Source organism: Achromobacter sp. RT286_PF (genome assembly GCF_059760425.1).
Map to the genome: position 1 here is coordinate 102373 of NZ_JCBAMR010000006.1, position 18270 is coordinate 120642.

An 18270-nucleotide genomic window follows, 5' to 3' on the forward strand; every position below is an offset into this window, starting at 1 on the left:
CCAGAGGTCCACGAATGTCTGACACCATCGCAATCCTTACCGGCGCTTCGCGCGGCATCGGCGCCGCCATGGCGCGCGGCCTGGCCAAACCGGGCACCCGCCTGATCACGCTGGCGCGCCGCGAAGACCCCGAACTGGCCGCCTACGCGCAGTCGCAGGATGTGCAGCTGGAACAACTGTCCGTGGACCTCTCGGACTTGAAAGCGGCCGAAGCCTCGGCTGAACGCATCTGCGCGGCCCTGCCGCGCGATGCCAAGCGCTATCTGCTTATCAACAATGCGGGCACGGTGCACCCCGTGGCCGGTACCGACGCCCTGATCGACAGCGCGGCCATTACCGCCGCCTTCAACCTGAACGTCACCGCCGTCATGCTGCTGACCGCGCGCTTTCTGGCCGCCGTCGAAGGCCTTAACGCTGACCGCCGCGTGCTGAACATTTCCTCCGGCGCGGGCCGCAACCCGAACGCCGGCTGGGGCGTCTACTGCGCCACCAAGGCCGCGCTGGACATGTACACGCGCGTGGTCAAGCAGGAACAAGGCGCCGACGGCGCGCGCATCGTCGCGCTGGCTCCCGGCATTGTCGACACCGACATGCAGGTCGCCATCCGTTCCAGCGACCCCGACAGCTTCCCCGCGCTGGCCAAGTTCCAGGACTTCCACGCCACGGGCAAGCTCGCTTCGCCCGCCAATGTGGCCGCCCGCATCCTTGCCTACCTGGATCGCGAAGATTTCGGCACGACCGACATCGACGACATCCGCAATTACGACTGATCCCCTTACCATGACCGACCACTCGACCGCTCCGGCACCCGCCCAGGATGAAAACCGCTTGATCGCCGAACGGCGCGCCAAGCTGGCCAAACTGCGCGAAACCGGGGTTGCGTACCCGAACGACTTCGTTCCGGACGCCCGCGCCGCCGCGCTGCACGACAAGTACGACGGCGAGGAGCAGGAAGCCCTGGCCGCCGCCGGCGTCACCGTCAAGGTGGCCGGCCGCATGATGCTCAAGCGCGTCATGGGCAAGGCCAGCTTCGCCACGCTGCAAGACAGCACCGGCCGCATCCAGATCTACCTGGACCGGGGCACGCTGGGCGAAGACAACTACGCCGCGTTCAAGCAATGGGACATCGGCGACATCATCGCGATCGAAGGGTCGGTCTTCAAGACCAACAAGGGCGAATTGTCGGTGCACGCCGCCACCGCCCGCCTGCTGTCCAAGTCGCTGCGTCCGCTGCCCGACAAGTTCCACGGCGTGGCCGACCAGGAACTGCGCTACCGCCAGCGCTACGTTGACCTGATCATGACGGACGCCACGCGCCGCACGTTCGAAGCGCGCAGCAAGGCCGTGGGCAGCATCCGCCAGTTCATGCTGAACGCCGGTTTCCTGGAAGTGGAAACGCCGATGCTGCACCCGATTCCGGGCGGCGCGGCGGCCAAGCCGTTCGTCACGCACCACAATGCGCTGGACATGGAAATGTACCTGCGCATTGCGCCCGAGCTCTACCTGAAGCGCCTGATCGTCGGCGGCTTCGAACGCGTGTTCGAAGTCAACCGCAACTTCCGCAACGAAGGCGTCAGCCCGCGTCACAACCCTGAATTCACGATGATGGAGTTCTACGCGGCCTATGCGGAATACCGCTGGCTGATGGACTTCACGGAAGAACTGATCCGCCAGGCCGCCATCTCGGCCACCGGCAGCGCCGTGCTGACGTATCAGGAGCGCGAGCTTGATCTGTCCAAGCCGTTCGACCGCCTGACCATCTGCGAAGCCATCCTGAAGTACGCGCCGGGCTACACGCAGGCACAGCTGGACGACCCGGTCTTCGTGCGCGCCGAACTCAAGAAGCTGGGCGCGGACGCTGACGGCCCCGTGCTGTCGCGCGCCGGCCTGGGCGCGCTGCAACTGGCGCTGTTCGAAGAGACGGCCGAAGCCAAGCTCTGGAACCCCACGTACATCATCGACTACCCGGTTGAAGTGTCGCCGCTGGCGCGAGCCTCCGACACACGAGCAGGCATCACCGAGCGCTTCGAGCTCTTCATGACCGGCCGCGAAATCGCCAACGGCTTCTCGGAATTGAACGACCCCGAAGACCAGGCCGAACGCTTCCGCTCGCAAGTCGAAGCCAAGGACGCCGGCGACGAAGAAGCCATGTTCTACGACGCGGACTACATCCGCGCGCTGGAATACGGCATGCCTCCGACAGGCGGCTGCGGCATCGGCATCGACCGCCTGGTCATGTTGCTGACCGACAGCCCCAGCATCCGCGACGTCATCCTGTTCCCGCACCTGCGTCGTGAAGACTAAGGTCGCAGCAGCGCAGGCGAGCGCCGGAGCAGCGTCGTGATCTTCAAGATCCTGATGCTGCTGCTGATCGTGGCGGGGCTGGTCTTTTGGATCAAGCACCCCCGCCGCGTCCTGCCGGGCGCGACCTACGCGCCCGCGCGGCCACGCCGCCCGGTGTTCATTGCGCTATGCATCGCCACCGCCATCTCCGTGGTGGCCGCGATCTTGACGGCGCTGTTGTGGATGGGTGGCGTGGCCGGCGGCGTCACCGGCGGCGGCTATCACGGCGAAGCCGACTTCCTGCTGCCTGTCTCCGGTTGCCTGCTGGCCTTGGGCGTGGCGTGCGCCGTGGCGGCATTCCTGAAGCGTCGCGGCTAGGCGGCGGCATCCAGCGGCCACGCGCCCGCCCCTTCCGGCAACGCCGGCAACGACGCCAACAACATCGCATCGATGAAAGCCGCCGGCGCCAGACGCCCGCCAGGCTTGTACCACTGCACCGTCAGGTTCATCGCCCCCAACACGCAGCGCTTGATGACGCGCGCGTCGCCCTGGATCAGCCCCGTCTGAACGGCATCCGCCACCACCGACTGCCACATCGCTTCGTAGCGATCGCTTAGCGCCTTGACCGCCGACTGGCTGGGCGCGGACAAGCTGCGCCATTCGTAGACCAACGCATTCATTGCATCGCCGCCCGCGCCTTGCAGCATGCTCCACATGTGCACGCGAAACAGCGCGGCAAGCCGATCCGCCGGCGCATCGTAGTACGCCAGCGCGCGTTCGCCGCCGTCGATCACTTCCTGGATGCCGTTGTTCATCACCGCCACCAGGATCTCTTCCTTGCTGCGAAAGTGATGGAACAGGCTGCCCGACTGCAAGCCCACGGCGCGCGCCAGTTCGCGCACCGTGGTCCGTTCGTAGCCGTGCTTGCAGAACAGCCTGCCGGCCGTCAGGACCAGTTCGCGGCGGCGTTCGGAATCAGCGCCCTCTTCGCGCGGCACAAGGGCCGCGGTCTTGGTCATGGCCGATCACAGCCTTTGAATGATGGTGGCCGTGGCCATGCCATGGCCGATGCACATCAGCTGCATGCCGATTTCACCCTCGGTCGCCTCCAGCCCCGCCAGCATCTTGGCCATCAGCCCGGCACCGGTCGCACCCAATGGGTGGCCGTGCGCGATGGCGCCGCCCCAGGGATTCACGCGCGCGGGCTTCGCATCAAGCTCGCGCTGCCACGCCAGCACCACGCTGGCGAAGGCTTCGTTGATTTCGATCCAGTCGATGTCTTCCAGCGCCAACCCGGCACGCGCCAAGGCCTGACGCGCCGCCGGGATCACGCCCGTCAGCTGCATCACCGGGTCGGACCCCACGACCACCCGCGCCAGGAAGCGCGCCCGAGGCCGCAGCCCGTCGGACAGCGCGGTGTCGCGATCCGCCAGCAACACCGCCGCCGCCCCGTCTGCCAGCTGGCTGGCGTTGGCGGCGGTAACGCCGCCCTGGCCAGCGGGCCGCATCGCGGGCGCCATGGCAGCCATACGCGCCGCGTCGGTCTTCTCCCTGATACCTTCGTCCCGATGCGCGGCGTCTTGCGGGCCGGGCAGCAGTTCGGCATGCAGGCCGGCCCGCGCGGCGGCCCAGGCGCGTGCGTGGCTTTCACGCGCCCAATCGTCCATGTCCGCCTGCGACAGTTTCCATTGGTCGGCAATGCGCTCGGCGCTTTCAATCTGATGCACTAGCGCATGGCGTTCCAACAGCGCCGGGTTCAAGGATTCAAAACCCTTGAATTCGCCCTGGCCCAAGGTCACGTCCAGGAACATCGGCACGCGGCTCATGCTTTCGACGCCGCCCGCGACCACGTAGCGCATATCGCCCGCCGCGATGGCTTGCGCGCCAAAATGCACCGCCTGCTGGCTGGAGCCGCACATGCGGTTCAGTGTTACGCCCGGAACGGTTGCCGGCACGCCGGACAGCAGTGCCGCCAGCCGCCCCACGTTTGCGCCCTGCTCACCCGCCTGGCTGACGCAGCCCGCGATCAGGTCCTCGACCTTGTCGCCCGGCAAGCCGGCACGCGCCAGCAAGCCATCCACCGTCTGCGCCAGCAACGTATCGGGCCGCGTATCGGCCCACCATCCGCCACGCCGACCAAACGGCGTGCGAACCGCCTCCACGATCACGGCGTCATTCATGCCATCGTCTCCTCAACGTAGAGCCTTTCGATTTCGTTCGCGTACGTGCGATAGATGCTGGCCCGGCGCACTTTCATCGTGGCCGTGACCTCGCCATCATCGTGGTCCAGTTCCTTGGTCAACAGGTGAAAGCGCTTGATCTGCGACACCGGGGCCAGCCCGGCGTTGGCGCGCGACACCTCCTGCTGCACCAGCTCGCGCACCTCGGGCGATTCCGCCAGAGACCGGAAATGCGTAAACGCAATGCGGCGCGACTCGGCCCACTTGCCCACCGTGTCGAATTCAAGCTGGATCAGCGCCGACACGAACTTGCGCCCATCCGCGATCACGATGCATTCCTTCACATACGGGCTGCCCTTGACGGCGTTTTCGATTTCGGACGGCGTCAGGTTCTTGCCGCCGGCCGTGATCATGATGTCTTTCAGGCGATCCACGATGCGCACGCGGCCGTCCTGTTCCGCCACCACGTCGCCCGTATGCAGCCAGCCGTCGCGCACCGTATCGGCGGTGGCGTCCGGGTTCTTGTAATAGCCCTGGAACACCATGTCGCCGCGCACCAGCAATTCACCCGCCTCGCCCATCTTCCATTCCACGCCCAGGATCGGTTCACCCACCGTGCCTACCTTCACGCGATCGGGGTGCTGGCCGAAGATCATGCCGGCGGACTCGGTCAGCCCATAGACTTCCAGCAGCGGCACGCCCAGATTGCGAAAGTAGCGGACCACATCGGGCGGTATCGGCGCGGCGCCCGTCATCGCGACGCGCACGCGCCGCAAGCCGATGAAGTTCTGCAAGGCGCGCAGCACCAGCCAGTACCACAGCGCATGCGTTAGCCGTTCGCCCGCACTGTATTGCGCAGGCGACTTTTCAAGAAACGGCGCACAACGCGCCAGCGCCCGCCGGTTCAACCACTGTTGCAGCCGCCCCGCCTCCTGCATCTTGATCGAGATCGACGCGTGCAACTTTTCCCAGATGCGCGGCACGCCCAGGAAAATCGTCGGCGCCACTTCACGCAGGTCCTCCTGCACGGTGCGAATGGATTCCCCAAAATTCACCTGCGACCCCAGGTACAGAGGCACGAAGGTGGACAGCATTTGCTCGGCCACATGGCATAACGGCAGATACGACAGGTGCACGCTGGCCGCATCCATCGACAGCCGGTCCGCGATGCCCGGCGCCACGCCGCGCATGTTGCGGTAACTAAGCATGGCGCCCTTGGGCTTGCCGGTGGAGCCCGACGTATAAATCATCAGCCCCGTGTCATCCAGCCGCTGCGTATCCAGCGCGGCGTTCAGCGCGGGAAACTCGACGGCCTCGCGACGCGCGCCGTCGGCTTCGACTTCGGCAAAGGTGACGATGCGCGTGCGGTCGGCGGGCGGGTATGACCGCAGGCCTTTGGTCTCCATCATCACAATGCGGCGCAGCAAGGGCAGCCGGTGGGCCACTTGCAGCACCTTGTCGGTCTGCTCCTGGTCTTCGCACACCACCAGTTCGACGTCGGCATGCTCCAGCACATAACCCATTTCCTCGGCCGGGCTGGTCGAATACACACCCACCGCCACGCCGCCCACCGTGCCCGCCCCCAACTGCGTCAGCAGCCATTCCACGCGGTTTTCCGACACGATGGCCACGCGCCCGCCTGCCCCCAAGCCCAGGGCACGCAGCCCCAGGCCCACGCGGCAGGCGCGCTGCCAGTAGTCCGCCCACGACAGCGGCTTCCAGATGCCAAAGTCTTTTTGCCGGATGGCGATGGCCGTGGGTTTGCGCCGCGCCTGCTCGCGCAACATCTGCGGCAGGGTCAGCTCGGGCCAGACGGCGGGATCAATCAACGCAACCATGGCCTTGTCCTTCATGACAGCCAGCGCTTGCGGCGCTTGTAATGCTTGATATCGCGAAAGCCGCGCGCCTCGCCCGTGCCGCCCACGCCCAGATAGAATTCGCGCACGTCGGGGTCGGCGGCCAGCTTGTCGGCCGAGCCGTCGATGACCACCTTGCCGGTTTCCATGATGTAGCCGTAGTGCGCCACGGCCAGCGCCACCGACGCGTTCTGCTCAACCAGCAACATCGACACGCCCTGCTCGGCGTTGATGCGCGCGATGATGGAAAAAATGTTTTCGACCAGCATCGGCGACAAGCCCAGCGAGGGCTCGTCCAGCAGCATCAGGCGCGGCTGCGCGATCAACGCTCGGCCGATGGCCAGCATCTGCTGTTCACCGCCAGACAGATAGCCCGCCAGGCCGCGCCGCCGCTCGAACAGGCGCGGAAAGTAGCCGTAGACCAGGTCGAAGTCCACCCGCGCGCCGGGCCTGCCCGTCAGCGCGTAGGTGGCGGCCACCAGGTTTTCTTCCACGGTCAGGTCTTCAAATACGCGGCGCCCTTCCATCACGTGCGCAAGGCCCGATCGCACCAGGTTCTGCGGCTTGGCGCCGCGAGTGTCGCCGCCGTTGAACACGATGTGGCCGCGCACCAGTGCCCCGTCTTCCAGGTCCAGCAGACCCGACACGGCCTTGAGCGTGGTGGACTTGCCCGCGCCGTTGCTGCCCAAGAGCGCCACGATGTTGCCGGCCGGCACCGACAGGGACAGCCCGCGCAGCACCTGCACCGCCTTGTTGTAGACGACTTCGATATTGTTGATGTCCAGCACCGCCGCGGGCGTGGCGGTGCCGGTCGATGCCGCGTGCGCGTCAGGGGCGAACGTCACAGGCGCCTCACTTGAGCACGATCCAGTCGGACGCCGGCACCATCTGCTTTTGCTTCACATCGGCGCGATAGATCCGGCCCACCGGAATGGAGTTGCCCTTGATGGTGATGGGCACGCCGATCAGCCCACCCGTGTCGAAGTCCTTGATGCCATCCAGCGCGGCTTTCATGTTGGCGCTGGTCAACTCCTTGCCGGCGTCCAGGGTGCGCTTGGCCACTTCGGAAAACAGCATCGCGGCCAGGAAGCCCTGCATATAGCCCGTGCTTTGATATTGCGGACGCATCTCGCGAATCTTCTTGAGCATCGGCGCATCGCCCTCGGTGTCGTAGTAGTAGCGATACGGCATCACGCCCATGAAGCCCTCGGCGTCTTCGCCCATCTGCATCACGGTGGAGTTGTCCATCGTCCAGAACGTGCCCATGTAGCGCGTCTTCAAGCCCATGCGCTTGCCCTGTCCCACGAATTCGGGAATGGGCGCCAGCACGTAGCCGTGGAAGATCGTGAAGTCAGGGTCGGCGCGGCGCAGCTTGATGACTTCGGTGGACACGTCCACGCTGCCCGGCGGCGTCATGATCTCGGTAGCGACCTTCAGGCCCAGCTTTTCCGCGACCGCGCGCGAACTGGCAATCGGGTCGCGGCCGAACTCGGTGTCGGAATACACGAACGCGACTTTCGCACCAGGCTGCTCCTTGGCGATGTAGCGCAGCAGGATGCCGAACATTTCGGTGTAGTCGGGCCCCAGCATGAACTGCGCCGGATACTTGGCGGGGTCGTTCAGCTCGGTGGCGAACGACGCGCCCGTCATCAGAATGTCGCCCGTGCGGTTCAATTCAGCGTTGATAGTCTTTGAAAAGCCCGTGGAATCGCCGTAGTAGAAATTCACCTTATTCTGGCTGGTGATCTTCTTGAAGGCGGCCACCGACGCATCGACCTTGTACGCCGTGTCTTCCGGCACGTAGCGCAGCTTGCGCCCCTTGATGCCGCCCTGGTCGTTGATGATCTTCACGTAATCGGTGATGCCGGCGTGGATGCCCTGACCGGCGAACGCGAACACGCCGCTCAAGGGAATTGACCCGCCCAGCACCAGGTCGTCAGCAGCGTGCGCGGCGGGCGCCGCCGCTATTGCCGCCGCCAGGCCCAGCGGGGCCAACAACCTCGATAAACCGCTGCCTATCCGGATGCGCTTCATGGTGTGTCTCCTTGGGTCTTTTTGGATCATGCAATCGGCCAAACCGCGTTCAGGTCCGGAATGGCCACAGGTGAAAGAAGCGACGCACGCGCCGCCAGATTTCCGCGAGCCCATGCGGCTCGAAGATCAGGAAGCCCACGATCAGCAGGCCGAAAACAATGGTGCGCACCGGCGATACCAAGCGAAGCGCGTCGCCCCCTACGGGCAGCCAACCGACGATCAGCTTGAGCAGTTCCGGCACCATCGTCATAAAGACCGCGCCCAGGATGGCCCCCAGGATCGAGCCCATGCCACCCACGATGATCGCAGCCAGGAAAAAAATCGACATGATCAGCGGAAAGCTCTCGGGTGTGACGACGCGAAAAAAGTACGCCCACAAGCCGCCCGCCACGCCCGCATAAAAAGACGACAGCCCGAACGACAGCAGCTTGTAGCGCAGCAGGTGGATGCCCAGCACTTCGGCCGAGATATCGCGGTCGCGGATGGCGATGAAGGCGCGGCCGATGCGGGTGCGAAACAGGTTGGCAGCGCCCAGCACCATCAGGATCGTCACCGGCACGATCAGCCAATAGATCTTGAACGACGTGTCCAGGTCCACGCCCAGCAAGCGCGCGGGGGGCACCTGCAAGCCGGTGGTGCCGCCAGTAAATTGCCAATTGGCAAAGATGAAATGCGCGATGAACGACGCGGCGATGGTGGCGATGGCCAGGTACAGGCCCTTGACCCGCAACGACGGGATGCCCACCAGCAGCCCGCCCAGCATGGCCACCACCCCGCCCCCCAGCAAATTGACCAGCACCGGCGTACCCAGGCGCAGTTCCATCACGGCCACCGTGTACGCGCCCAGCCCCATGAACGCGGCTTGACCCAGGCTGACCAGCCCGGTGTAGCCCGTCAGGATATTCAAGCCCGTGGCACTGGCGATATTGATAGCGACCAGACAGGCCAGGTACAACCAGTACGCGTCGGCCACGAATGGGAACAACACCAGCGAAGCCGCCAGCAAGGCCAGCCACACGTGCTGGGTGCGCGTATCGAACAGGGCCTCGTCCGCCAGGTAAGTCTGTTTCGCGGTCGCGATGCGCATGAGTCAGAGCCTCTCGATTTCACGGGTGCCGAACAGGCCGTAGGGCCTGACCATCAGCACCACGACCAGCACGATGAAAGTGGCCAGCAGTTTGAATTCGCCACCCAGATAGGCGCCTGCCCAGGCTTCCAGCAAGCCGATGAACACACCGCCCACCAGCGCCCCCGCCACGCTGTCCAGCCCGCCCACGATCACCACCACCAATACCGACAGGCCGAACACGCCCATCGACGAAGAGATGCCGCCGATGGCGCCCACGATCACGCCCGACACCGCCGCCAGCGCGCCCGCCGCCACCCAGGCCAACGAGAACACGCGCGGCACGTTGATGCCCATCGCATAGGCCGCGCCCTGATCGGACGCCGTGGCGCGCAAGGCCACGCCGCCGCGCCAGTAGCGAAACACCACCAGCACCAGCAACGCCAGCACCACCGCCACCCAGAATCCGTAGAACACCTTGGGGGCAACAAATGCCTCGCCGATCATCACGGGCGAGCGCGGCATGAATTCCGGCAAGCGCCGTTGATCCGCTGTCCAGATCAGTTCCACCACCCCCACCAGAATCGAGGCCAGGCCCACGGTCACCATGAATACCGAGATGGGCGCTTCGCCCAGCATCGGCCGTATCGTCAGCCGTTCGACCAGCGCGCCCAACGCGCCCGACACGACGACAGCACCCACAATGGCCAGCCAGATCGGCCACTGCATGCCGGTGGCAAACGCGTAAAACACATAGGCGCCCAGCATCAGGAATTCACCGATGGCGATGTTCACGACGCGCGTGGCCTTGTAGACGATGACGAACGCCAGGGCAGCCAGCGCGTACAGGCCGCCACTGCCCAGTCCCGCCAGGGTCACTTCCAGGAAGAACAGCGCGTCCATCACGCGGCCTCCCGCAGACGGCGGCGCAGGTCGCCCACGTCCCCCGCGCCCAGATAGGCTTTGATGACCTCGGGGTTGGCTTGCACCTCGGCGGGCGTGCCATCGGCAATCACCTGGCCAAAGTTCAGCACCACGACGTGATCCGACAGGTCCATCACCATGCCCATGTCGTGCTCAACCATCAGCACCGTCACGCCCCATTCGGTGCGCGCATCCAGGATGAAGCGCGCCATGTCGTCGGTTTCTTCGCGATTCATGCCGGCCACGGGTTCGTCCAGCATCAGCACCTTGGGCTGCATGGCCAGCGCGCGGGCCAGTTCCACGCGCTTTTGCAACCCATAGGACAACGCCGCCACGGGCGCATGGCGGATGTGGTCGATTTCAAGAAAGTCGATGATGCGTTCTTCGATGTCGGCCCGCAGCGCCATTTCTTCGCGGCGCGCGCGGCCCAGGTACAGCAGCGCATCCAGCACGTTGGTGCGCAGGTGCGCGTGGCGACCCAGCTTGATGTTGTCCAGCACGGTCATGCCGCGAAACAGCGCGATGTTCTGAAAGCTGCGCGCCAAGCCCATCCGCGCGCGCTCGGGCGCCGCCACGCGACTGATGTCGCGGCCTTCAAATCGGATCTGGCCGGTGGCCGGCTTGTAGAAGCCGGAAATGGTGTTGAACAGCGACGTCTTGCCTGCGCCGTTGGGGCCGATGACGGTGGTGATGGTGCCGGGCGCCACCCGGAAGCCCACGCCCGTCAGCGCTTTTACGCCGCCAAAAGCCAAGGTAACGCCATCCACCTCCAGCAAGGGAGCGTGTTCGGACTGATCCACCATTTGTCTCCTCGCTGATTGATCGCGAAGTTATTTGCCGCCTTGTGGCGGACATTTTTTTTGGGCGATGAATCGGGCGACCCGCCAGGCAGGCGATGCAACGAACCTGTCTTTTACCTACGCCAATCCAGCGCCGGAAAATCGTTCAATGCGACAGTGCTATGCGGCAGTGCTATGCGTTACGCTAGGCCTGCTTAAAACAAAACCAAGCAAGCGCTCGGTTCAGACCATAGCATCGCGGTTTTTGGATCGACAGTTGGTACTTACCCGATAACGGAGACACGCCATGACCCAGGAACTTCCCACGTTCGATTCCGTGCTGCTGGAGGCGGACGGCACGCTGGCCACCGTCACGCTGAACCGCCCCGACACGCTTAACGCCATCGACGTCGCCATGGCGCGCGACCTGCAACGCGCCGCGCAATGGCTGGAAACGCAGAAGGATATTCGGGTCGTTCGGTTGCGTGCGGCGGGCAAGGCGTTTTGCGCCGGCGGCGACATCAGCATGTTCACCGGCGAAGCGGCGCAGGTGCGCGCCACCTTGCTGGACCTGTTCACGCCGCTAAATGATTTCATCGCGCGCATCGCACGCATGAACAAGATCTGGTTGGCGCAAGCGCATGGCGTCGCGGCGGGCGCTGGCTTGTCGCTGGTGCTGGCCTGCGATCTGGCCATTGCCGATAACGACACACGCTTCATGACTGCGTACCTGAAGCTGGGCGCAACGCCCGACGCGGGTATGACGCACGGGCTGGTTCGCGTGCTCGGCGCACGGCGCGCGCTGGACCTGCTGCTGCGACACGATGCCTTCACGGCAAGCGATGCGTTGGCATGGGGCATTCTTAACCGCAGCGCGCCCGCTTCGGATCTGGCCGAGGCGGGCGCACGCTACGCCCAGGAACTGGCCCGCCATGCGCCGCATGGTATTGCGGGCGCGAAGGCTTTGCTGCGCAGCGCGCAGCACGCCACCTTGGAGACGCAACTGGCCGAGGAGACGGCGCGCTTTTTGGATTCCGCGGGTCGGGCGGACTTTGCCGAGGGCGTGCGCGCGTTCCGCGAAAAACGCGCGCCGCAGTTCAAGGGGTAATAGCGCGGGCGGGGGCGTTAGGGGTTCGTGAGCGGCGCGCGGCCTTCATGGACCCTCCCCGCCGTTGCTGTTCCCTACGCTTGCTTCCACACCGGTGCACGCTTTTCCACGAATGCCGACAGTCCCTCGGCGGCATCCGGCGTGGCGGCAGCGTTGCAGAACACCTCGACGGCGGTCGCCAGCTTGCGGCGGTAGTCGTTATCGTTGGCAAACACGAACGCGCGGCGGCCCATGGCCAGCACCTGTGGCGGCTTGCTTGCCAACGATTGCGCCAACTGGCGCGCCTGCGCCAACAACTGCGCTTCTTCTTCAACGCGCGCCACCAGGCCCAGCGCGTGCGCTTCCTGCGCACTGAATGTGCGGCCGGTAAAGAGCAGATCAAACGCGCGATGCTTGCCCACGATGGCAGGCAGATGCGCGTAGTGAATGGCCGGCAGCACACCAACATCAATCTCGGGATACCCGAACGTGGCGTTGTTGGCAGCCACGATCATGTCGCTGGAAATGGCCACCGTCATGCCGCCGCCGCGCACGGCGCCCGACACCACGGATATCGACGGCTTGGTCAGGTTGAATTGCGCGTCGTAGAGCTTGACGTACAGCCGGGACAACAGCGCATGGATTTCGCCGGCTGAACTAGCCATCAGTTTCTTCATATCCAACCCGGCGCAGAAGCGGCCGGGAAGATCGCTGGCCAGCAGCACCGCGCGCACGGCCGTATCGGCATTGGCGCGCTCCAGCGCGGCGATCAACGCATCCAGCATGTCCACATCCAGTGCATTGACCGGCGCATGGCACAGGTGAATCTCGGCGATCCGGTCGCGCACTTCGTAGCGTAGATAGGTCAACATGGTTCTCCGGGTGCTGTGTGGGGCGACGCTTGGGGTGCTTGTTGGGGTGCTTGTTGGGGTGCTTGTTGGGGTGTTTGCTGGGGTGCTTGCTGCACGCTGCCGGCGGCAAGCAAGGCGTCGATGTCGTCGGGCGTGTAGCCCAAGTCTGCCAGAATCTCGCGGCTGTGCTGTCCAAGCAGCGGCGCAGGCATGGCGGCTTGGCGCGGCTGCTTGCCGAACCGAACGGGCAAGCCCACGTTCTGAACCGTACCCAGCACCGGATGCTGGCTGCTGACGATGAGCTCGCGTGCCGCCACCTGCGGGTGCGACAGCGCCTGGTCCAGCGTGTGTATGGCCGAACAGGCAATGCCGGCGGGCTTGAGCGTGGCGATCCAGTCGGCCACCGTTCGCGTTGCAATCCGCGCCTGCACCAATGCCACGGTCGCGTCAAAGTTGCGCACGCGCGCCGCGTTGCTGGCGAATTCCGGATCGTTCACCTTGTCCTGCAAACCGGCGACGGCACAAAAGCGCTTCCATTGTGCGTCATTGCCCACGCCCAGCATCAGGTCGCCATCCGCCGCGCGAAACGCCTGATACGGGCACATCGCCGGGTGGCCCGTGCCCATGCGACGCGGAATCTGGCCAGTGCGCCAATAATTCTGCGCCATGTACGACATCAAGCCCAATGAGGTATCCAGCAACGACACGTCCAGATACTGGCCTTGCCCCGTCTGCGCACGCTGAAGCAGTGCCGCCAGAATGCCACTCAACGCAAACGACCCAGTGCCCAGGTCCACCGGCGAAAAGCTGGCGCGGGCGAAGTTGCCGCCCGGCTCGCCCATGGTGCTGATCATGCCGCTGAAGGCTTGCAGCATCACGTCATAACCGGGCTCATCACCCATCGGCCCTTCGCGGCCATACCCGGAAATTTCGCAATAGATCAGCGTCGGATTCAGGCGGGCCAGCGTGTCGTAGTCAACACCGAGCCGCGCGGCGGTCTTGCCGCCGAACCCCTGCAACACCACATCCGCCTGCTGGGCCAGCCGGTGCACCACTGCCCTGCCCGCGTCGGATTTCAAGTCGACGGCCAGGCTGCGCTTGTTGTGGTTGACGGCCAGGAACGTGGCGGATTGCCCGGCGTCCTGCGGCAACCAGGCGCGCGTGTCGTCGCCGGTGCCCACGGGCTCAACCTTGATGACGCGCGCGCCCAGCTCGCCCAGATACTGGCCGCACAACGGGCCGGCCAGCACCTTGCTCAGATCCAGCACCGTAATGTCTTTCAGTGGCGTCCGATGAGGAACTGGTGGTGGTGTCGCCACCGGCAGCAAGCGGCGGCGCACAAGCGTGGTCCGGGCAATTGGCCACGTTACCTAAGATGGGGTTAGGCGCCCTGGCCAAACTACCGCTGGTTTTGCCCGGCAATCCACATAGTTTGCGGCGGCTGCTGGACAATTATCAGCAGCAGGAACGCACGGCGTTTCGCGTCATTGCAGAAGCCAACGCGATCCCGCAATTGATAGAACTGGTTCACGCCGGGCTGGCGCACACGATCCTGTCCTACGAAGCGGTGCGCAAAGAGGCAATGCGCGGCGAGGTGTCGCTGCGCCGGATAAAAGCGCCGCGCCTGACGCGGCCGGTATTCCTATGCCGTTCGGACGTGCTGCCGCTGTCCATGGCGGCCACCGCCGTGGCGGACCGGGTAAGCCGGATTATCATCGATGGCGGCTTGCCCGGCTAGCTCGCGTGTCAGATCAGGCCGACGCGCTTCTCGACCGCCTGCGCCCAGCGCCGCGCCACGGTCGGCGAGGTTGCGCAGGTGGCGGAGTCGGTCACCACGCGCACGGCGCGTTCAAGTAGTTGAATGTCGGCCTCGTGCTGGCGCGCCACATGCGGGTCTTCGAAGAAGATCACGCGCTGGCACTGATGCTCAAGCACCAGTTCGGCAATCTGCGCGTCGCCGCCCAGCGGACCGCTCAGGTAGCGATGCACCCACGGCGTATCCTTGGGCCACCCGCGCGACCATGCCAATTCGTTCAGCCGGCCGCCTGTGGTGCCTGTCGCCACGCGCCGGGCAAACTGCGACAACACGTCGAAATGCTCGCTGGCAAACGCCACCATCTCGTCTTTGAGCGCATCGTGCGCGATCATGGCCAGCGTCTGGCCCGTGAAGTTGAACAGGCGCGACACGGACGCATCAGGCGCCAACCCGGCATGCACGCGTTCCACTTCCATCCATTCGATAGCACCGGCCACCGTTGAAATAAACGGTCGGCCATGCGTGATGCACTGACGCTTTAACGCCAAGGCTTCCGGGAAAATCGACGACGGATCCACCGGGTCGATCAGATAGATAGCGCCGTCGAACGGCGCCTGCCCGTCGCGCCCTTCGGTCACGCGCGCCACCAGCTTCATCAGTCCGCCTTCGCGCCCGTAGGGATACCGGATCAGCCCGCTGTAGCCCTGCAACATCCCTTCGCGCACGATGGCGTCATGGGTGCGGCCGACGGTGTGCAGTTGGACGCCCAGCTCGCGTATCGTGGACGAGCACGCGCGCAACCAGGTGAACAAAGCGGCATCGGGGGTTTCGTGGTGCAGCCGGTTGGCGGCCAGGCCAAAGCGCAATGGAGCAGCGGGCATCAGTAGACTCGGACAAGGTGGAACACAACGTACGGATCCTTGATGATAACGTGGCCGCTTGACGGCGGCACGGCGGCACGACGGCCGCGCAAACAAAAACGCCCCCATCCGGGAGCGTTTTTGTTTGATGCGGTCAGTCCGCTTCGTCGATCCAGGCCATCTGGATGGCTTCAAGGATTTTTTCGCCACAGTGGGCGGGGTCGTCGTTGAAACCAGGCAAGGCCATGACCCATTCGCGCAGCTGCGTGAAGCGCAGCGTTTTGGGGTCCACGTCAGGATGCGCGTCGACAAGGGCGGCCGCAACGTCGTAGGTATCGGTCCACTTCATCAATGGCCCTCTTTGGCATGGTTGATGGTGTACTTGGGAATTTCAACCGTCAGATCAGCATCGGTCACCAGCGCCTGGCACGACAGGCGCGACGTGGGCGTCAAGCCCCAAGCCTTGTCCAGCAAGTCCTCTTCGTCGTCCGTCGCGTCTTCCAGTGCGGAATAGCCCTGCTTGATGACCACATGACAGGTGGTGCACGCACACGATAGTTCGCAGGCGTGCTCGATGTCGATATGGTTGTCCAGCAAAATGCGGCAGATCGACACGCCCTTGGGCGCGTCCTCGATTACGGCGCCTTCAGGGCAGTAGTCGGGATGAGGCAATACAGTCAGTTTCGGCATAGCGTCTTATCAGGCAATCTCATCAAGTTTTCGACCCGCCAAGGCGGCGCGAATGCTGCGGTCCATGCGGCGCGCGGCGAAGTCGTCGGTTGCGGCCGACAAGGCCTGCACGGCGCCCTTCACGGTGTCCACATCGTCGGCCGCTTGGGCGTCGATGGCGGCTTGCAGGCATTCATCAACGCGGCGGCGCTCGTCGGCGTCCAGCAGGTCGCCGTCAACCGCCAGCGCGGCTTGCACGGATTCCACCAACTGGCGCGCGTCCACTTGCTGCTCGCGCAACATGCGGGCGCGGGCGTCGGTATCGGCTTGCGCCACGCTGTCGGCCAGCATCTGGGCAATTTCGTCGTCGCTTAATCCGTAAGACGGCTTGACCGACACGGCGGCCTCGACGCCCGTGCTTTGCTCGCGCGCAGTCACGCTGAGCAAGCCGTCGGCATCCACCTGGAACGTCACGCGGATGCGCGCGGCGCCCGCCACCATCGGCGGAATGCCGCGCAGTTCGAAGCGAGCCAGGGAACGGGAGTCCGCCACCAGGTCGCGTTCGCCCTGCACCACATGAATGCTCATGGCGGTCTGGCCGTCCTTGAACGTGGTGAACTCCTGGGCGCGCGCCACGGGAATGGTGCTGTTGCGCGGGATCACCCGTTCAACCAGCCCGCCCATGGTTTCCAGACCCAGCGACAGCGGAATCACGTCCAGCAGCAGCCAATCTTCACCCGGTGCGCGATTACCGGCCAGCAGATTCGCCTGCAACGCCGCGCCCAGCGCGACGACTTGATCCGGGTCCAGGTCGGTCAGGGGCTCCGTGCCAAACACCTTGCCCACTGCGGCCCGCACGACAGGCATGCGCGTCGCGCCACCCACCATCACCACGCCTTTCACGTCCGCCGGCGTCAACGACGCATCGCGCAGCGCGCGGCGCGCGCAATCCAGCGTGCGTTCGATAAGCGGCTGGGCCAAGGTTTCGAATTCGGCGCGGGTCAGTACCAGATCCACGTTGCGGCCGTCGGCCAGCGCCAGCTTCAGCGTCGCGCTGTCCGCGCTGGACAAGGCTTCACGCGCGGCGCGCGCAGCCATCAACAAACCACGCCGGTCAGCGGCAGAAAACTCGCCGGCCGCCAGCTTGGCCACAGCGTGATCGACAATCAACGCATCAAAATCGTCACCCCCCAGCGCCGTATCGCCGCCGGTGGAGATCACTTCGAATACGCCCTGCGTCAGCCGCAAGATGGAAATATCAAAGGTGCCGCCGCCCAGGTCATAGACGGCATAAACGCCTTCCGATGCGTGGTCCAAGCCATAGGCGATGGCGGCAGCCGTCGGTTCGTTCAGAAGGCGCAGCACGTTCAGCCCGGCCAGCCGCGCGGCGTCGCGCGTTGCCTGGCGCTGGGCGTCGTCAAAGTAAGCGGGCACGGTAATCACCGCGCCCACCAAGTCATCGCCCAATACGTCTTCGGCGCGCTGACGCAGCACCGCCAGAATCTGGGCCGACACTTCAACAGGGCTCAAATCGCCCTGCACCGTGCGGATGCGGACCATGCCGGGCGCGTCCACGAATTCATAAGGCGCACGCGTGGCACGCGCCTCTTCCAGCGAACGGCCCATGAATCGCTTCACGGAAACTACGGTATTCAAGGGGTCTTCGGCTTGCTGCGCGAGGGGCTCGCGGCCCGTTGTGACTTTGCCACCCGGCAGGTAGCGCACCGCCGACGGCAGCAGGGCATGGCCCTGCGCATCGGGCAGCACTTCAGCCACGCTGCTGCGCACTGCCGCAACGAGGGAATTGGTAGTGCCCAGATCGATGCCCACCGCCAGCTTGCGCTGGTGCGGCGCGGGCGATTCACCGGGCTCGGATATCTGCAATAAGGCCATGATCTATTTTTTCTGGTCAGTTGGCGGCGATG

General features: G+C 64.9%; 19 protein-coding genes. 5 read left to right on the forward strand and 14 right to left on the reverse strand.

Going from position 1 to position 18270, the window contains the following annotated elements; all coding sequences use genetic code 11:
- The first annotated feature begins 14 nt into the window (after positions 1 to 14).
- The 3 genes from AC6LJY_RS07665 to AC6LJY_RS07675 are packed head-to-tail and all read left to right on the forward strand — an operon-like array spanning position 15 to position 2661.
- Positions 15 to 770: an SDR family oxidoreductase gene (locus AC6LJY_RS07665; protein ID WP_314358904.1), complete on the forward strand. Its 756-nt coding sequence runs from the start codon at positions 15 to 17 to the stop codon at positions 768 to 770.
- A 10-nt stretch (positions 771 to 780) separates the two neighbouring features.
- Entirely contained in the window at positions 781 to 2304 is a 1524-nt protein-coding gene (lysS, locus tag AC6LJY_RS07670; RefSeq protein WP_498135668.1) for a lysine--tRNA ligase, read from the forward strand.
- 36 nt (positions 2305 to 2340) lie between these two features.
- A complete protein-coding gene (locus AC6LJY_RS07675) occupies positions 2341 to 2661 on the forward strand; it encodes a preprotein translocase subunit TatB (protein WP_498135669.1) in 321 nt (106 codons plus the stop codon).
- Here the strand turns inward: AC6LJY_RS07675 and AC6LJY_RS07680 are convergent.
- The 8 genes from AC6LJY_RS07680 to AC6LJY_RS07715 form a co-directional block, all read right to left on the reverse strand.
- Positions 2658 to 3302 (reverse strand): TetR/AcrR family transcriptional regulator, encoded by a 645-nt coding sequence (locus AC6LJY_RS07680; protein ID WP_104145031.1) that lies wholly within the window; start codon positions 3300 to 3302, stop codon positions 2658 to 2660. The two genes, AC6LJY_RS07675 and AC6LJY_RS07680, sit on opposite strands and share 4 nt — an antisense overlap.
- Before the next feature lie 6 nt (positions 3303 to 3308).
- On the reverse strand, positions 3309 to 4463 hold the full coding sequence (locus tag AC6LJY_RS07685; RefSeq protein WP_314358913.1) for an acetyl-CoA C-acyltransferase: 1155 nt from the start codon (positions 4461 to 4463) through the stop codon (positions 3309 to 3311).
- On the reverse strand, positions 4460 to 6301 hold the full coding sequence (locus tag AC6LJY_RS07690) for an AMP-dependent synthetase/ligase (protein WP_498135670.1): 1842 nt from the start codon (positions 6299 to 6301) through the stop codon (positions 4460 to 4462). The genes AC6LJY_RS07685 and AC6LJY_RS07690 overlap by 4 nt, the downstream gene beginning before the upstream one ends.
- A gap of 11 nt (positions 6302 to 6312) precedes the next feature.
- Positions 6313 to 7107, reverse strand: coding sequence for an ABC transporter ATP-binding protein (locus AC6LJY_RS07695; protein ID WP_046805831.1), 795 nt, complete (start codon positions 7105 to 7107; stop codon positions 6313 to 6315).
- Between the two features lie 64 nt (positions 7108 to 7171).
- Positions 7172 to 8353 carry an ABC transporter substrate-binding protein gene (locus AC6LJY_RS07700; RefSeq protein ID WP_498135671.1) on the reverse strand — a complete coding sequence of 394 codons (1182 nt, stop codon included), beginning with the start codon at positions 8351 to 8353 and terminating at the stop codon, positions 7172 to 7174.
- Positions 8354 to 8402: 49 nt separating this feature from the next.
- Complete coding sequence (locus AC6LJY_RS07705; RefSeq protein ID WP_046805785.1) at positions 8403 to 9440, reverse strand: branched-chain amino acid ABC transporter permease; 1038 nt, start codon at positions 9438 to 9440, stop codon at positions 8403 to 8405.
- Between the two features lie 3 nt (positions 9441 to 9443).
- Entirely contained in the window at positions 9444 to 10322 is an 879-nt protein-coding gene (locus tag AC6LJY_RS07710; RefSeq protein ID WP_046805786.1) for a branched-chain amino acid ABC transporter permease, read from the reverse strand.
- Positions 10322 to 11146, reverse strand: coding sequence for an ABC transporter ATP-binding protein (locus tag AC6LJY_RS07715; RefSeq protein WP_046805787.1), 825 nt, complete (start codon positions 11144 to 11146; stop codon positions 10322 to 10324). Before AC6LJY_RS07715 ends, AC6LJY_RS07710 begins: the two co-directional genes overlap by 1 nt.
- A 283-nt stretch (positions 11147 to 11429) precedes the next feature.
- On the opposite strand from AC6LJY_RS07715, the gene AC6LJY_RS07720 reads away from it, so the two are divergent.
- Positions 11430 to 12230 carry an enoyl-CoA hydratase/isomerase family protein gene (locus tag AC6LJY_RS07720; protein WP_498135672.1) on the forward strand — a complete coding sequence of 267 codons (801 nt, stop codon included), beginning with the start codon at positions 11430 to 11432 and terminating at the stop codon, positions 12228 to 12230.
- 74 nt (positions 12231 to 12304) lie between these two features.
- Here AC6LJY_RS07720 and AC6LJY_RS07725 read toward each other — a convergent pair whose 3' ends face one another.
- A complete protein-coding gene (locus AC6LJY_RS07725) occupies positions 12305 to 13078 on the reverse strand; it encodes an enoyl-CoA hydratase/isomerase family protein (protein ID WP_498135704.1) in 774 nt (257 codons plus the stop codon).
- Complete coding sequence (locus AC6LJY_RS07730; RefSeq protein ID WP_498135705.1) at positions 13075 to 14379, reverse strand: CaiB/BaiF CoA transferase family protein; 1305 nt, start codon at positions 14377 to 14379, stop codon at positions 13075 to 13077. Before AC6LJY_RS07730 ends, AC6LJY_RS07725 begins: the two co-directional genes overlap by 4 nt.
- Between AC6LJY_RS07730 and AC6LJY_RS07735 the strand changes: the two genes are divergently transcribed.
- Positions 14367 to 14798: a LysR substrate-binding domain-containing protein gene (locus tag AC6LJY_RS07735; RefSeq protein WP_498135673.1), complete on the forward strand. Its 432-nt coding sequence runs from the start codon at positions 14367 to 14369 to the stop codon at positions 14796 to 14798. The genes AC6LJY_RS07730 and AC6LJY_RS07735 overlap by 13 nt on opposite strands.
- 8 nt (positions 14799 to 14806) lie before the next feature.
- Here the strand turns inward: AC6LJY_RS07735 and AC6LJY_RS07740 are convergent, their stop codons facing one another.
- From AC6LJY_RS07740 to hscA, 4 genes are all read right to left on the reverse strand, one after another.
- A complete protein-coding gene (locus AC6LJY_RS07740; RefSeq protein WP_104145022.1) occupies positions 14807 to 15697 on the reverse strand; it encodes a methylglyoxal synthase in 891 nt (296 codons plus the stop codon).
- 133 nt (positions 15698 to 15830) lie between these two features.
- On the reverse strand, positions 15831 to 16025 hold the full coding sequence (iscX, locus tag AC6LJY_RS07745; RefSeq protein WP_046805790.1) for a Fe-S cluster assembly protein IscX: 195 nt from the start codon (positions 16023 to 16025) through the stop codon (positions 15831 to 15833).
- On the reverse strand, positions 16025 to 16366 hold the full coding sequence (fdx, locus tag AC6LJY_RS07750; protein ID WP_046805791.1) for an ISC system 2Fe-2S type ferredoxin: 342 nt from the start codon (positions 16364 to 16366) through the stop codon (positions 16025 to 16027). The genes iscX and fdx overlap by 1 nt, the downstream gene beginning before the upstream one ends.
- A 9-nt stretch (positions 16367 to 16375) precedes the next feature.
- Positions 16376 to 18238: a Fe-S protein assembly chaperone HscA gene (gene hscA, locus AC6LJY_RS07755; protein ID WP_120156162.1), complete on the reverse strand. Its 1863-nt coding sequence runs from the start codon at positions 18236 to 18238 to the stop codon at positions 16376 to 16378.
- Positions 18239 to 18270: the final 32 nt, after the last annotated feature.

What these genes read in the sequence shown, in the direction of transcription:
- AC6LJY_RS07665 (WP_314358904.1), top strand. Translation starts at nt 15, where the DNA reads ATGTCTGACACCATCGCAATCCTTACCGGCGCTTCGCGCGGCATCGGC.
- lysS (WP_498135668.1), top strand. Translation starts at nt 781, where the DNA reads ATGACCGACCACTCGACCGCTCCGGCACCCGCCCAGGATGAAAACCGC.
- AC6LJY_RS07680 (WP_104145031.1), bottom strand. Translation starts at nt 3,302, where the DNA reads ATGACCAAGACCGCGGCCCTTGTGCCGCGCGAAGAGGGCGCTGATTCC.
- AC6LJY_RS07685 (WP_314358913.1), bottom strand. Translation starts at nt 4,463, where the DNA reads ATGAATGACGCCGTGATCGTGGAGGCGGTTCGCACGCCGTTTGGTCGG.
- AC6LJY_RS07690 (WP_498135670.1), bottom strand. Translation starts at nt 6,301, where the DNA reads ATGGTTGCGTTGATTGATCCCGCCGTCTGGCCCGAGCTGACCCTGCCG.
- AC6LJY_RS07700 (WP_498135671.1), bottom strand. Translation starts at nt 8,353, where the DNA reads ATGAAGCGCATCCGGATAGGCAGCGGTTTATCGAGGTTGTTGGCCCCG.
- AC6LJY_RS07705 (WP_046805785.1), bottom strand. Translation starts at nt 9,440, where the DNA reads ATGCGCATCGCGACCGCGAAACAGACTTACCTGGCGGACGAGGCCCTG.
- AC6LJY_RS07710 (WP_046805786.1), bottom strand. Translation starts at nt 10,322, where the DNA reads ATGGACGCGCTGTTCTTCCTGGAAGTGACCCTGGCGGGACTGGGCAGT.
- AC6LJY_RS07715 (WP_046805787.1), bottom strand. Translation starts at nt 11,146, where the DNA reads ATGGTGGATCAGTCCGAACACGCTCCCTTGCTGGAGGTGGATGGCGTT.
- AC6LJY_RS07720 (WP_498135672.1), top strand. Translation starts at nt 11,430, where the DNA reads ATGACCCAGGAACTTCCCACGTTCGATTCCGTGCTGCTGGAGGCGGAC.
- AC6LJY_RS07740 (WP_104145022.1), bottom strand. Translation starts at nt 15,697, where the DNA reads ATGCCCGCTGCTCCATTGCGCTTTGGCCTGGCCGCCAACCGGCTGCAC.
- iscX (WP_046805790.1), bottom strand. Translation starts at nt 16,025, where the DNA reads ATGAAGTGGACCGATACCTACGACGTTGCGGCCGCCCTTGTCGACGCG.
- fdx (WP_046805791.1), bottom strand. Translation starts at nt 16,366, where the DNA reads ATGCCGAAACTGACTGTATTGCCTCATCCCGACTACTGCCCTGAAGGC.
- hscA (WP_120156162.1), bottom strand. Translation starts at nt 18,238, where the DNA reads ATGGCCTTATTGCAGATATCCGAGCCCGGTGAATCGCCCGCGCCGCAC.